This is a genomic window from Ralstonia mannitolilytica (assembly GCF_000954135.1).
In the GTDB taxonomy this organism is placed as follows: Bacteria; Pseudomonadota; Gammaproteobacteria; order Burkholderiales; family Burkholderiaceae; genus Ralstonia; species Ralstonia mannitolilytica.
In genome coordinates this window covers 729464-742650 of record NZ_CP010799.1, presented here as the reverse complement: position 1 = coordinate 742650, position 13187 = coordinate 729464, and the positions used below count along the sequence as shown (strand labels likewise).

At 67.3% G+C, this 13187-nt stretch carries 11 protein-coding genes; 6 read left to right on the top strand and 5 right to left on the bottom strand.

The genetic code is table 11. The features are described 5' to 3' along the window. Nucleotides 1–4: 4 nt before the first annotated feature. Nucleotides 5–394: an NUDIX hydrolase gene (locus TK49_RS03560; protein ID WP_045785481.1), complete on the top strand. Its 390-nt coding sequence runs from the start codon at nt 5–7 to the stop codon at nt 392–394. A 34-nt stretch (nt 395–428) separates the two neighbouring features. Here the strand turns inward: TK49_RS03560 and TK49_RS03555 are convergent, their stop codons facing one another. Together TK49_RS03555 and rpsU are read right to left on the bottom strand one after the other, a co-directional pair. Continuing rightward, nucleotides 429–680, bottom strand: a complete 252-nt coding sequence (locus TK49_RS03555) for a hypothetical protein (protein ID WP_045785480.1) — start codon at nt 678–680, stop codon at nt 429–431. 340 nt (nt 681–1020) lie between these two features. Beyond that, entirely contained in the window at nt 1021–1233 is a 213-nt protein-coding gene (gene rpsU, locus TK49_RS03550) for a 30S ribosomal protein S21 (RefSeq protein ID WP_003262970.1), read from the bottom strand. 236 nt (nt 1234–1469) lie between these two features. On the opposite strand from rpsU, the gene TK49_RS03545 reads away from it, so the two are divergent. After that, entirely contained in the window at nt 1470–2558 is a 1089-nt protein-coding gene (locus TK49_RS03545) for a DNA topoisomerase IB (RefSeq protein ID WP_045785479.1), read from the top strand. A gap of 34 nt (nt 2559–2592) precedes the next feature. On the opposite strand, the gene TK49_RS03540 is transcribed toward TK49_RS03545, so the two are convergent. The 3 genes from TK49_RS03540 to TK49_RS03530 are packed head-to-tail and all read right to left on the bottom strand — an operon-like array spanning nt 2593 to nt 8570. Beyond that, entirely contained in the window at nt 2593–4134 is a 1542-nt protein-coding gene (locus TK49_RS03540; RefSeq protein ID WP_045785478.1) for an efflux transporter outer membrane subunit, read from the bottom strand. Between the two features lie 2 nt (nt 4135–4136). Further along, complete coding sequence (locus tag TK49_RS03535) at nt 4137–7289, bottom strand: efflux RND transporter permease subunit (RefSeq protein ID WP_045785477.1); 3153 nt, start codon at nt 7287–7289, stop codon at nt 4137–4139. 15 nt (nt 7290–7304) lie between these two features. Then, nucleotides 7305–8570, bottom strand: coding sequence for an efflux RND transporter periplasmic adaptor subunit (locus TK49_RS03530; protein WP_045785476.1), 1266 nt, complete (start codon nt 8568–8570; stop codon nt 7305–7307). 570 nt (nt 8571–9140) lie between these two features. Here TK49_RS03530 and TK49_RS03525 point away from each other — a divergent pair. From TK49_RS03525 to TK49_RS03510, 4 genes are all read left to right on the top strand, one after another. Further along, nucleotides 9141–9806: a TetR family transcriptional regulator gene (locus tag TK49_RS03525; RefSeq protein ID WP_045785475.1), complete on the top strand. Its 666-nt coding sequence runs from the start codon at nt 9141–9143 to the stop codon at nt 9804–9806. Beyond that, the gene (locus TK49_RS03520; protein WP_045785474.1) at nt 9803–10696 is read left to right on the top strand and encodes a patatin-like phospholipase family protein; all 894 of its coding nucleotides are present in this window, start codon (nt 9803–9805) and stop codon (nt 10694–10696) included. The genes TK49_RS03525 and TK49_RS03520 overlap by 4 nt, the downstream gene beginning before the upstream one ends. Nucleotides 10697–10771: 75 nt before the next feature. Next, nucleotides 10772–12163 (top strand): dihydrolipoyl dehydrogenase family protein, encoded by a 1392-nt coding sequence (locus tag TK49_RS03515; protein ID WP_045785473.1) that lies wholly within the window; start codon nt 10772–10774, stop codon nt 12161–12163. A 117-nt stretch (nt 12164–12280) separates the two neighbouring features. Beyond that, nucleotides 12281–13171, top strand: a complete 891-nt coding sequence (locus TK49_RS03510) for a DODA-type extradiol aromatic ring-opening family dioxygenase (protein ID WP_045785472.1) — start codon at nt 12281–12283, stop codon at nt 13169–13171. Nucleotides 13172–13187 lie beyond the last annotated feature (16 nt).

Genomic DNA, 13187 nt, shown 5'->3' with positions numbered 1-13187 from the left:
CGCTATGCCTACCTACCCCGTCTCCATCAAGGGCGTCCTGCGCGCGCCAGGCGGTGAGATCGTGCTGCTGCTGAACGAACGCGAAGAGTGGGAGTTGCCGGGTGGCCGCATTGAACACGGCGAATCATCCGCCGAATGCTTGCAACGCGAGATTGCCGAAGAGTTGGGCCTGCGCGTGCAGGTTGGGCCGCTGCTCGACACGTACCTGTTCGAAGTCGTGCCCGGCAAGCATGTGTTCATCGCCACCTACGTGTGCTCGCTGATCGGCGCGTTTGAACCGACGCTCAGCCACGAACACAAACGCCTTGGGCTCTTTGCTGCGGATGCCTTGCCGCGCAATCTGCCCGAGGGATATCGAACGTCGATCGAGACGGCACTCAGGGCATCGGCCTAGTGGGACGTGCATATGCTCGCCGCTGCCGGGCCGTTCAATCGCGCCCCCAGCGCCAGCGCGGCGGCTCGCCCTTCCACCAGCACACCAGCACGAGCAGCGCGCTCACGGCGAACATGTACAGCACAAAGCCCGTCGGCGTACGGTCGGGCGGCAGCCCCACGATGCCCGCAGCGACCAGCCCGGCGTAGACGGCAAACGCGACCCAGCCTTGCCAGCGAGCGGGCCAACCCCATCCCCAGCCATAGCGCTTGGCAGGGAACCAGTAGTCTTCGGATTTCGTAGGCATGCTTGCGCCCCCACGCGTACACAGGATAGGTACGACTGTACACGTGCGCAGGTTCCAGGCAACAAACGCCAACAGCCAGCCGGTCGATCACCGCTGGCAGAGGTCGTTTGCAACAGAGAGAGCACGCCAAGGCGCGCCGAAGCTGCGGAGAACGGCACACAGGCCATCAACCGCGTCTTGCTGGCTGCTGTATCGGGGAGTGGAGCGTTGGCTGGATCCGGAAGGGGCTCCCGGGGCGCACAAGGCGCGACACAGGCCAAGCTCGGCGGACCGGAGGTCGGATGACTTCACGCCGCCAGCGGCAGCACCCGATTGGTGCTACCGAAACAACCGCGCGATCTTAGTAGAGCTTCTTCGGCAGCATTTGCGAGCGCAGGCGCTTACGCGTACGCGACACGGCAGCAGCCTTCTTGCGCTTGCGTTCGGTCGTCGGCTTTTCGTAGGCGGTGCGGGCGCGCAGTTCCTTGATCAGGCCGGTGCGCTCGATTTCACGGCGGAAGCGGCGCAGCGCGACTTCGACCGGCTCGTTTTCTTTCAGGCGGATGGTGGTCATCGGGTCCCTTGCTCAGTATTCGGGTGGACGGCGAAACAGCGGATTATATACCGCCCAGAGGGCGTGCAGTGTAGTTGAATCTGTTTACCGACGCAAGCCACTCCCTGATGTGAAGAGAAGCCCATTTTCTGCTGCATTTTTATGCAGCGGCGTGGTCTGGATACTACGTCAGCGCGCGTCATCTCGCATGGAGGAACGCCGCTTGCTGGGCGCGGGCATACCCCCGGACATCCATCGTGGAACGCGCCCCCGACCTCGCGCCGGCACCTGCCGCCTGCACACCCCTTTTCGCTGAAACGCTGCCGGCGCCCCTGCGCTATGTCGACGACACGCGGCCCGGCTACACGCGGCGGCGCGAGCGCGGCCGCTTCGTCTACTTTGATACGCGCGGCGAGCGCATCCGCGACCCCGCCGTCATCGCGCGCATCAACAAGCTGGCGATCCCGCCGGCCTATACCGACGTGTGGATCTGCCCTCACGCGAACGGCCATCTGCAGGCGACCGGTCGCGACGCCCGGGGCCGCAAGCAGTACCGCTATCACCCCGACTGGCGAGCCTTTCGCGATGCGGACAAGTACGGCCGGCTGCTGGCGTTCGGAGCGGCGTTGCCGCGGGTGCGCCAGGTGGTGACCGCGCAACTGCCGGCACCGGGCCTGTCGCGCGAGAAGATGCTCGCCACCGTGGTCTACCTGCTGGACGTGACGCTGGTGCGCGTGGGCAATGCGGCCTACGCGCGCGAGAACCGGTCGTACGGGCTCACCACGCTGCGCAACCGGCACGTCGAGGTGCGTGGCAACACGGTGCGGTTTCACTTTCGCGGCAAGAGCGGCGTCGAGCACGACGTATCGGTGTCTGACCCCCGCCTGGCGCGCATCATCCGGCGCTGCGTCGATCTGCCGGGCCAGGAACTCTTCCAGTACATCGACGAGGCGGGCGAGCGCCGCGCAGTCGATTCCGCCGATGTGAATACGTACCTGCAAACCCTCACGGGCGCGGATTTCACGGCGAAGGACTACCGCACCTGGGCCGGCAGTGCGCTGGCGCTGGAGCTGCTGCGTGGGCGGGCACCGGCCAGCCCCGCCGATGCGCGACGGCAGGTCGTGGAGGCGATTGCCGCCGTGGCGCAGCGCCTGGGCAACACGCCGGCGGTCTGTCGCAAGTGTTATGTGCATCCCGCCATCGTCGATGCGTTTGCGGCGGGTGAACTCGCCACGCTGGCACCGGCACGCGCGCGCAAGGGCCTGCGCCGCGAGGAAGTCACGCTGATGCGCTTTCTCGAGACTGCCGCCGACCGCGACGCGGCGGACAAGAAAAAGCCCGCCTGAACGGCGGGCTCGGGGGGCCTGGCAGAACGCGCGCTTACTTGCTCTGCGGCGTCATGTCGGGCGTGGCCGGCGACACACCTGGCGCAGCCGTCGGCTGGGCCTGCTGGGCCGCTGTCACCGTGCTGTGCTCCTGCAGGCCGCCGCCCAGCGCCGTGTACAGATCGATGGCGTTGGTCAGGCGAGCCAGGCGCGTCTGCACCAGGGTCTGGTCGGCGCTGAACAGGTCGCGCTGCGCATCAAGCACGTCGAGGAAGCTCGACACGCCGTTGCGGTAGCGCTGGTCCGACAGCGTCAGGCGCTCGGCGGTGGCATCGCGGAAGCGCTTCTGCGCGGCCACCTGCTCTTCAAGCGTGCCGCGCGCCACCAAGGCGTCAGACACTTCACGGAAGGCCGTCTGGATCGTCTTCTCGTAGTTCGCCACCGCAATCTTCTGGTTGGCCTTCGTGAGGTCCAGGTTGAAGACGTTGGTGCCCCAGTTGAAGATCGGCAGCGTCAGGTTCGGGACGAACGACCACAGGCCCGTGCCGCTCTTGAACAGGTCGTGCAGCGCCGTGCTGGCCGTGCCGATGTTCGAGGTCAGCCCGATGCTCGGGAAGAACGCCGCGCGCGCCACGCCGATGTTGGCGTTGGCCGCGATCAGCTGCTGCTCGGCCTGGCGGATGTCGGGGCGCTGCTCGAGCAGCTCCGACGGCAGACCGGGCGGAATATCCGCCACGATCTTCTCCGAGGACACCGTGGTCGGGGCCGGCAGGTCGGCCGGCAGCGGCGCACCGACCAGCAGCACCAGGGCGTTGGTCGCCTGGGCGTACTGGCGCGTGAGTTGCGCCACCGACACGCGGGCCGATTCGACCAGTGTCTCGGTCTGGCGCAGGTCCAGTGCCGACGACGCGCCAACGTCAAAGCGCTGCTTGGCGAGCCTGTAGTAGTCTTCGCGGCCCTTCAGCGTCTGCTGGGCCAGCTCGAGCTGCTCCGCATAGGCGCGCTCGTTCAGGTACGCCTTGGCCACCTGCGAGATCAGGCTGATCTGCGCGGCGCGGCGGCCTTCGTCGGTCGCCAGGTAGCTGGCGCGCGCTGACCGCGTGACGTCGCCCACGCTGAACAGGTTGACCTGGTAGTTGCTGATGCCCACGCCGAGCTGATACTGCTTGGTGTAGACGTCGCCACCGGTTTGCGAGATCGACGGCGGCGTATGGCTGCGCGTGTACACCGCGGACGCATTGACCGGCGGCAGCAGGTCGGCGATCTGCAGGCGGTACTGCGCACGCGCGGCCTCGACGTTGAGCATGGCGACGCGCAGGTCGCGGTTGTTCTCCAGCGCCAGGCCAATCAGCTTCTGCAGCCGTGCGTCGGGGAAGAACTCGCGCCAGCCCAGGTCGACCGCGCGCGGGGCGTTCTCGCCCGGCTTGGCGCTGTCCGCCGGCACGGCGTAGCCGGCCGGCGCCTGCGGGTACGTGCCGGTGACCGGGGCATCCGGGCGCTCGTAAGTCGGCGCCAGCGAGCAGCCGGACAGGATGCCGGCGGCCAGCAGGAGCGCCGGCAGCAGCGCGGGGGTTCGGAAAGTCATGTTGTTCTGCATGTTCAGATTTCCTCGTCCAGCGGACGGTGCGCGGCATCCAGGCGGCGTTGACGCTCGCTGCCCTTGAAGATGCGGCGGACCACCACGAAGAACACAGGCACCAGCACCACGGCCAGCACCGTCGCGGTGATCATCCCGCCCATCACGCCGGTACCGATGGCACGCTGGCTGGCGGAGCTCGCACCCGTGGCAATCGCCAGCGGCAGCACGCCCAGGATGAAGGCGAACGACGTCATGATGATCGGCCGGAACCGCAGGTGCACGGCTTCCAGCGTCGCCTCGATGAGGCCCTTGCCTTGCGCCTGCAGGTCCTTCGCAAACTCGATGATCAGAATCGCGTTCTTGGCGGACAGGCCCACCACCGCAATCAGGCCGACCTTGAAGTACACGTCGTCAGGCATGGCGCGCAGCGTCACGCCCAGCAGTGCACCGAGCACACCCAGCGGCACCACCAGAATCACCGCCGCCGGGATCGACCAGCTCTCGTACAGCGCCGCCAGCACCAGGAACACCGCCAGCAGCGACAGCGCATACAGCGCCGGCGCCTGCGAGCCGGATTCCTTTTCCTGCAGCGACTGCCCCGTCCACTCGTAGCCGATGCCCGCCGGCAGCTTGGCCGCCAGACGTTCCATCTCGGCCATGGCGTCACCCGAGCTGGCACCCGGCGCAGCGGCACCCGAGAGGCGAACCGCCGGATAGCCGTTGTAGCGCACGAGCTGCACTGGGCCGACGATCCAGTGGCCCTTCGCGAACGTCGACATCGGCACCATGTTGCCCTGCGAATTGCGCACGTACAGGTTCATGATGTCTTCGGGCTGCATGCGGTTGATCTTGTCCGCCTGCACGATCACACGCTGCTGACGACCGTAGTTCGGGAAGTCGTTGGCGTATGCCGAACCCAGCGCCGTCGACAGCACGGAGTTGATATCGGTGAACGAGACGCCCAGCGCATTGGCCTTCTCGCGGTCGATATCGACCTGGTACTGCGGCGAATCTTCCAGGCCTTCCGGACGCATGCCGGTGATGATCTTGCTCTGCGCCGCCATCCCCATCAGTTGATTGCGGGCGGCGATCAGCGCGTCGTGGCCCAGGCCCGCGCGGTCCTGCAGACGGAACGTGAAGCCCGTTGCGTTGCCCAGTTCCGGAATCGGCGGCGGGTTCAGCGGGAAGACGATCGCGTCGCGGATGCCGCCGAACAGCGCACCGAAGGCTCGGCCGACTACGGCATCAGCGGTCTGATCCTTGCCCTTGCGCTCGCTCCAGTCCTTGAACGGGGTGAACACGATACCGGCGTTCGGGCCGTTGCCCGAGAAGCTGAAGCCCTGCACGGCCACGATGTTCTCGACCGCCTTTTCCTGCTTGTAGTAGTTCTCGACCTGCTTGATCACCTCCAGCGTGCGGTTGGCCGATGCCCCCGGCGGCAACTGGATGTTGGTCACGATGTAGCCCTGGTCTTCGGTCGGCAGGAACGAAGACGGCAGACGCAGGAACAGGAACACCACCGCAACGATCAGCGCCGCGTAGATGACCATGTAGCGGAAGGTCTTCTTCAGGATGCGTTCCACGAAGCTCTGGTAGCGGCTCGTGGTGGTGCTGAACATGCGGTTGAACCAGCCGAAGAAGCCTTTCTTTTCGTGGTGCGAACCCTTCTCGATCGGCTTGAGCAGCGTCGAGCACAGTGCCGGCGTGAGCGTCAGCGCCATGAGTGCCGAGAAGAAGATCGACGACACCATCGACAGCGAGAACTGTCGATAGATCGCGCCCACCGAGCCCGAGAAGAACGCCATCGGGATGAACACGGCCATCAGCACCAGCGTAATGCCGATGATGGCGCCCGTGATCTGGCCCATGGCCTTGCGGGTCGCTTCGCGGGGGGGCAGGCCTTCTTCGGCCATGATCCGCTCGACGTTTTCCACCACCACGATGGCATCGTCAACGAGAATACCGATCGCCAGCACGAGGCCGAACATCGTCAGCACGTTGATCGAGAAGCCCATCGCGTTCATGACGGCAAACGCGCCGAGCAGCGAGATCGGCACCACGATCGACGGCACCAGCGTGTAGCGGATGTTCTGCAGGAACAGCAGCATCACCAGGAACACCAGCACCATGGCCTCGAACAGCGTCTTGACCACTTCCTCGATCGAGATCTGCACGAACTTCGAAGTGTCGTACGGCACCTTGTACTCCACGCCCGGCGGGAAGTACTTCGACAGCTCTTCGAGCTTGGCCTTCACCGCCTTGGCGGTGCCCAGCGCATTGCCGGTCGGCGAAAGCTGCACGCCAATGGCCGAGATCGGTTGGCCGTTGATCCGCGCAGACGTTGAATAGGTCTGGCCGCCGAGTTCCAGGCGCGCCACGTCCTTCACGCGCACGAGTGAGCCGTCCGGCTTGGCCACCAGCACGATGTTGCCGAACTGCTCGGTGGTCGTGAGCTGGCCTTCCACCACGACCGTCGCCGCGAGCGGCTGGTCGGCCACGGACGGCAGATCGCCGATCGTACCGGCGGAGACCAGCGCGTTCTGCGCACGGATGGCGTTGTAGACGTCCGTCGGGGTCAGCTTGTAGCCGACCAGCTTGGCCGGATCGATCCAGACGCGCATCGCGCGCTCCGTACCGAACAGCACCGCCTGACCCACGCCCGGCACGCGCTTGATTTCGTTCAGCACGTTGCGCGAGATGTAGTCGCCCAGTGCCACCGGATCCATCTTGCCGTCGGTGGATGCCAGCGTGGCGAACAGCAGGAAGTTCGAGCGGGCCTTGTCGACCTGCACACCCTGCTGGGTCACCTGCGAAGGCAGACGCGCTTCCACGCGCTTCAGGCGGTTCTGCACGTCCACCTGCGCCAGTGCCGGATCGGTACCGGCCTTGAACGTCACGGTGATCTGCGCCTGGCCGTTACCGCCCTGGCTGACCGACTCCATATAGAGCAGGCCGTCCGCACCGTTCATTTCCTGCTCGATGATGCTGGTGACGGATTCGTCCAGCGTCTTCGCATTGGCGCCCGGATACGTTGCCGTGATGATGACGGACGGCGGCGCAATGGTCGGGTACTGCGAGATCGGCAGCTGGGTGATCGAAATCGCCCCGGCAAGGATGATGAACAGCGCGAGCACCCAGGCAAAGACCGGGCGATCGATGAAAAACTTTGCCATGCGATGGCTCCTTAGTTACTGCTTGGCTGCCGGTGCGCTGGCAGCGGGTGCGCTGGCTGCGGCGCCGCTGGCCGGAGCCGTGCCGCCGCCCTGGCCTTGCTGAGGCTTGCCCGGGCCCTGTTGGCCCGGTGCTGCGCCCGGCTGCCACGGCACGGCCTTGACCGGTGCGCCGGGACGGACCTTCTGCAGACCGTCGACGATGACCTTGTCGCCGGCCTTCAGACCGCTCGAGACGATCCACTCGGTGCCGATCGAACGGTCCGCCTTGACCTGGCGTACGGCGACCTGCCCCTTCTCATCGACGACCATGACGGAGGCGCCGTCCGGGCTGCGCGTGACAGCCTGCTGTGGCACCGTGATGGCCTGCTCGTCGACGGCCTGCTCGATGCGGGCGCGGACGTACATGCCGGGCAACAGCGTGCGCTCGGGGTTGGGAACGATCGCGCGCAGCGTGATCGTGCCCGTAGCCGGGTCCACCGTGAGGTCGGAGAAGTACAGCTTGCCCGGCTGCGCATAGGCGCGGCCGTCTTCGGTCACGAGGGTGACCTTAGCCGCATCGCCGCCCGCCTTGGCCAGCCTGCCGGCCTTGAGGGCTTCCTGCAGGCGCATCACCTCGGTGCTCGATTGCGTGAAGGTCAGATAGATGGGGTCGATCTGCTGCACGGTCGCCAGCAGCGTGGCCTCGCCCTGGCCGACCAGCGCACCTTCGGTGACCTGCGCCAGGCCGGCGCGCCCGGAGATCGGCGACGTCACGCTGGCATAGCCGAGGTTCAGCTTGGCGGTTTCCACGGCGGCACGCGCGGCCGCCACGTCGGCGGTGGCCTGCTTGGCCGCGGCGACGGCGTCGTCGTAATCCTGCTTGCTGATGGCGTTGGTGGCGACCAGCGGCTTGTAGCGCTCGGCCTTGATCTGCGCCTGCGATTGCGTGGCCTCCGAGCGTGCCAGTTGCGCCTTGGCGCTGTCGAGCGACGCACGGTACGGCGCCGGATCGATCTGGAACAGCTGCTGGCCGGCCTTCACGTCGCTGCCTTCGGCATACATGCGCTTGAGCACGATGCCAGCGACCCGCGCACGCACCTGCGCCACGCGCGTGGCTTCCAGGCGGCCCGGCAATTCGCTGGTCAGGCCAACGGCATGCGGCTGCACGGTCACAACGCCGACTTCGGTCGGAGGCATGCCGGCGCCGCCCGGCCCTTGTGCCTGCTTGTTGCCGCAGGCTGCAAGCGCCACCACCACGAATGCGGCGGCGGCGAGTTGGTGATAACGGCGGGTGTTCGTCATAGATGACCCCATGTGGCGATAAGCGGAATGCCGGCGGATCGCATACCGGACAGCGCGCAAACGAGTGCGACGCCGGCAAACCGTCAGCGAAACAAAAAAACAGAAAACGAAAACGTCCGATGCTAGCCGTATCTGGCTGCATGCGATATGGCCTGTGCGACGAGCTCGCAACAACCGGGGCCAGAATGCGAGAAGCGGGAGCGATCGGCAGTCGGTCTCCGCGCCCGGCGCCGGCGAACAGAGCCAGCGCCGGACCGCGAGCCACACCACGAAGTGGCGCAAACGACCATGGGCAAGCGACGGAGTGCGCGCTATTATAGATACGTTCGCGTATGTATGTAAGTCGGCCTGCGATCAGTACGGACTCCGTTGACACGTTTCCGGAGTGCGTAGCAAGCAGGGCGGCGTGCCGAACGTGCGGCGCATGCCGCGCTGCGACAAGCATTGTCGGCGAGCGGAGCGTCTGCCGCGTTGTGCAAAGCGCAATGCTGCGTTGCCCGGATTTGTGCGACGCACAAAAGCCAATCGAAAGAACGACGGCACGCTGGGCCGGCGTTCCTCTGGAACATCATGGTCAGACGAACCAAGGAAGAAGCCCTGGAAACACGCAACCGCATCCTCGACGCGGCGGAAGACGTGTTCTACGCGCGCGGTGTGGCGCGCACATCGTTATCGGATATCGCGCAGGCGGCGGGGGTGACGCGCGGCGCCATCTATTGGCACTTCCGCAACAAGACCGACGTGTTCTCCGCCATGTGCGAGCGCGTGAAGCTTCCGATGGAAACGATGTGCTCGCCGCCCGGTGTGGAAGCCGACGACCCGCTCGGTGAGTTGCGCAACGTCGGCAATTTCCTGCTGCGCCAACTCGTCGAAGACGCGCATTGGCGCAAGGTGTTCGAGATCATGTTCAACAAGTGCGAGTTCGTCGAAGACACGAGCCCGATCCTCAAGCGTCAGCAGGAATCCTATGAAGAAGGCATGGCGCGCCTGAGCAGCATCATCGAGCAGGCCACGCGGCGCGGCCAGTTGCCGGCCGACCTCGACATCCCGCTGGCCGTCGCGCATTTCCATGCGGCATTCAACGGCATCATGGGCGACTATCTCTTCTATCCCGATGCGTCCAGCCTCGCCAGCAAGCGCGAGCGCCTGCTCGATGCGTGCATCGACACCCTGAAATACTCGCCCGCGCTTCGCCGGTCGCAACCGGCTGCCAGTCGGGCCGAGGCCTCGGCATGAGCGCGCCCGCGTTCGACCAGATGGTGTTTGCCGGCGGCGGCAACCGCTGCTGGTGGCAGGCCGGCTGGTGGGATGTCGTGCAACCGGAGCTCGGCCTGGCGCCGCGTGTGATTGCCGGCATCTCGGCGGGCGCATCGACGGCGTGCATGCTGCATGCGTGGAATTCCGCCGAGCTGATGGACTACTACGGCGAGGCGCTGCGCCACAACACCCGCAACGCCCACTGGGGCAACCTGCTGCGCGGCGAACGGGTGTTCCCGCATTACGGCATGTACCGCGCGGCCCTGCTGACGGTGTTCGGTGAGGGCCGCTTGGGGCGGCTTGCGCAGGCACCCGAAATCCGCATCGGCGTCGCGCACATTCCGCGCTGGATGGGTGCGCGCACGGCGGTGGCGGCTGGGCTGATCGCGTACAACATCGAAAAGCACGTCCGCAAGACGCTGCACCCGACGCTCGGCAAGCGCCTCGGCTTCACGGCGGAGATCGTGCGCGCACAGGATTGCGCCACGCCCGAAGAGCTGGCCGACCTGCTGCTGCAGTCCGCCTCCACGCCGCCGTTCACGCCAGTGCTGCGACGCGCGGGGCGGCCGGTGCTGGACGGCGGCATGGTCGACAACGTGCCGGTGCACGCGCTCGACCCCTCGCCCGGCGATGCGCTGGTGCTGGTCACGCGCCTGTACCCGCGGCCCACGTATTTCCGCATGGATGTGCCCGTGGCCGGCGGCGTGCAGCGCCGCTTCTACGTGCAGCCCTCGCGCAAGGTGCCGATCTCCAGTTGGGACTACACCCGCCCCGAGGCCATGCGCGACGCCTACGCGCTCGGCCGTCATGACGGCGAAACGTTCCTGCGCGAACTTCCTCGCGGGTTCGCCACAGCCGTCGCGGCATAGCCGCTGCGCAGCGCCGGCGCGCCCGCCGGCGTGCCATCCGGGCCGCCCGGCCGTTGCCTCCTGGACGGACCTGCCATGCCCGCCAACCCCGCACATGCGTTTGACCTGATCGTGATCGGCGCCGGCCCGGCGGGGCTGGCTGCGGCGCATCGATCTGCACAACTCGGTGCGCGCACGTTGCTCATCGACCGCGCGCACGCGGGCGGCACCTCCGGCAATCGGGGCTGCATTCCCAAGATGCTGCTCCGATATGGCGCGGCGATGGCACGGTGCTCCGGCGCGAACCCCGCCGCCCACGCCTGGGCAGACACCATCGCACGGGCCCGCGGCGAAGTCGCACGACAGCGCGATGCCCACCTCGCCGAGCTCGCCGATGCCGGCGTCCAATGGATGCGCGGCATGGCGTCATTGCGCGGCCGAGGCATCGTGCGCGTGCAGACCGACGCAGGCAAGACCACGCTGCGCGCGCGGCAGATCGTGCTGGCCGCCGGCGCCCATCCCATGCCGCTGTCCGCGCCCGGCGCCGAGCTGGCGTGCACCTCCGACGACGTACTCGGGTGGGACGCGCTGCCCGCGTCACTGATCGTGGTCGGCGGCAGCGCCATTGCCGTGGAGCTCGCGTCCACGCTGGCGGGCTTTGGCGTGCGCGTGACATTGCTGGCGCGCGATGCGCGCGTGCTGCCCGAATTCGACGACGCATTGTCTGACGCCGCAGCCCGCGCGCTCGCTGCGAGCGGCGTCGAGCTGATCGCGGGCGCCGACATCGCCCGCATCGAACGCGACGCCGTCAACGGCGAGGGCGTGGTCGTCCACGTGAACCCGGCAGGCAACGGGGTCTCGCGCCTACTGCGCGCCCAGCACGTGCTCAGTGCCGTCGGCCGCACCCCGAATACGGCCGGCCTGGGCGTGGAAGCCGCAGGCGTCACGCTGGATGCGCGTGCGCGCATTGCGGTGGACCGCCACTTCCGCACGCGCGCACGCGGCGTGCATGCGGTGGGCGACCTCTGCAGCGGCAGCCCGCTGCAGCTGGCGCCGGTGGCGGCGGCGCAAGGCCGCTACGTGGCCGAGCGGCTCTTTGGCAAGGGCGTCAAGTTGCCCGACATGAGCATGGTGCCGATGGCCGTGTTCTGTGATCCGGCCATCGCCAGCGTGGGCCTGACCGAAGCCGAAGCCCGCGCGCGCTGGCCCGAGACCGACAAGCGCACCACAGCCGACCGCATCGACGTGGTGGTGCGCCGCTTTGTGCCGCTGGAGCAGCGCTTTGCCGGCACGGGCCGGGAATCGCTGATCAAACTCGTCTGCAACGCGCGCAGCGGACGCGTGCTCGGTGCGCACATCGTCGACAACGCGGCGCCCGACCTCATCCAGACCCTGGCCGTGGCGGTGCGTATGGGCGTGCGGCTCAAGCACCTGCGCACGACCGTCGGATTGCACCCGAGCGTCGCCGAGGCGCTGGTGGCGGGGTGATGGAGCCCCGAGGGTCGCACACTCGTTCAATTTTCCTGATGGCTCTCTGCAAAACCGTGCATGCTGCGGGCTCGACACGGGCGCAGAATGGCAAGCCTATCTTTCAGGAAATTTGACATGCTTCCCGTGCTCTACCTTTCTCATGGGTCGCCCATGCTGGCGGTCGATCCGGGCCCGGTCGGCAAGGCGCTGGCGACACTCGGGCAGGACATGGCGGCGCTCGCGCCCCGTGCCATCGCGGTGATTTCGCCGCACTGGATGACGCGCCGTCCGGCGGTCACGGCCCGCGCGCAGCAGGAGGCGTGGCACGACTTTGGCGGCTTCCCGCCGCAGCTGTATGCCCTCGAATATGCGCCCGCCGGCGCGCCCGACGTGGCCGAGCGCATCCGTGCGCTGATCGACGGCAATATCGTCCCCGGGCTCGAAGAACAGGCCTCCACGGTGCTCGACCCGCGCCAGCCGCTCGACCACGGCGCATGGATTCCGCTGATGCTGATGCTGCCCGAGGCGCAGATCCCGGTGGTGCAGGTGTCGCTGATGCCGGGCCTGTCGCCGGCCTGCCAGATGGCGATGGGGCGCACCCTTGCGCCGTTGCGCGACGAGGGTGTGCTGATCGTCGGGTCGGGCAGTTTCACGCACAACCTGCGTGCGCTGATGCGCGGTCCCGGCACGGCCCAGCACGGCATGGCCGTCGAGCCATGGGTCGTGGCGTTCCGCGAATGGATGCTCGAAGCGATGACCGAAGGGCTGCGCACGGGCGACTTCGCTACCCTGTGCGACTACCGCGCGCAGGCTCCGCACGCGGCGCACGCCCACCCGACCGACGAGCACCTGATGCCGTTCTACGTGGCACTGGGCGCCGCCATGGGCCAGCCGGGGCAGGCCACGCCCGGCGGCGTGCAGGCACGGCATGTCGTCGATACGGTGACGTACGGCTCGCTGGCGATGGACAGCTTCCGCTTTGAGGGCGCGGGCGCCATCCAGCCGCCGCTGCGCGCCGCGGCCTGACCGGCCGAGGCTGGCG

Bases quoted from the DNA above. Each gene is read 5' to 3' on its own strand.
- TK49_RS03520 (WP_045785474.1), top strand. From the start codon at position 9,803: ATGAGCGCGCCCGCGTTCGACCAGATGGTGTTTGCCGGCGGCGGCAAC.
- TK49_RS03525 (WP_045785475.1), top strand. From the start codon at position 9,141: ATGGTCAGACGAACCAAGGAAGAAGCCCTGGAAACACGCAACCGCATC.
- TK49_RS03540 (WP_045785478.1), bottom strand. From the start codon at position 4,134: ATGCAGAACAACATGACTTTCCGAACCCCCGCGCTGCTGCCGGCGCTC.
- rpsU (WP_003262970.1), bottom strand. From the start codon at position 1,233: ATGACCACCATCCGCCTGAAAGAAAACGAGCCGGTCGAAGTCGCGCTG.
- TK49_RS03530 (WP_045785476.1), bottom strand. From the start codon at position 8,570: ATGACGAACACCCGCCGTTATCACCAACTCGCCGCCGCCGCATTCGTG.
- TK49_RS03535 (WP_045785477.1), bottom strand. From the start codon at position 7,289: ATGGCAAAGTTTTTCATCGATCGCCCGGTCTTTGCCTGGGTGCTCGCG.
- TK49_RS03510 (WP_045785472.1), top strand. From the start codon at position 12,281: ATGCTTCCCGTGCTCTACCTTTCTCATGGGTCGCCCATGCTGGCGGTC.
- TK49_RS03560 (WP_045785481.1), top strand. From the start codon at position 5: ATGCCTACCTACCCCGTCTCCATCAAGGGCGTCCTGCGCGCGCCAGGC.
- TK49_RS03555 (WP_045785480.1), bottom strand. From the start codon at position 680: ATGCCTACGAAATCCGAAGACTACTGGTTCCCTGCCAAGCGCTATGGC.
- TK49_RS03515 (WP_045785473.1), top strand. From the start codon at position 10,772: ATGCCCGCCAACCCCGCACATGCGTTTGACCTGATCGTGATCGGCGCC.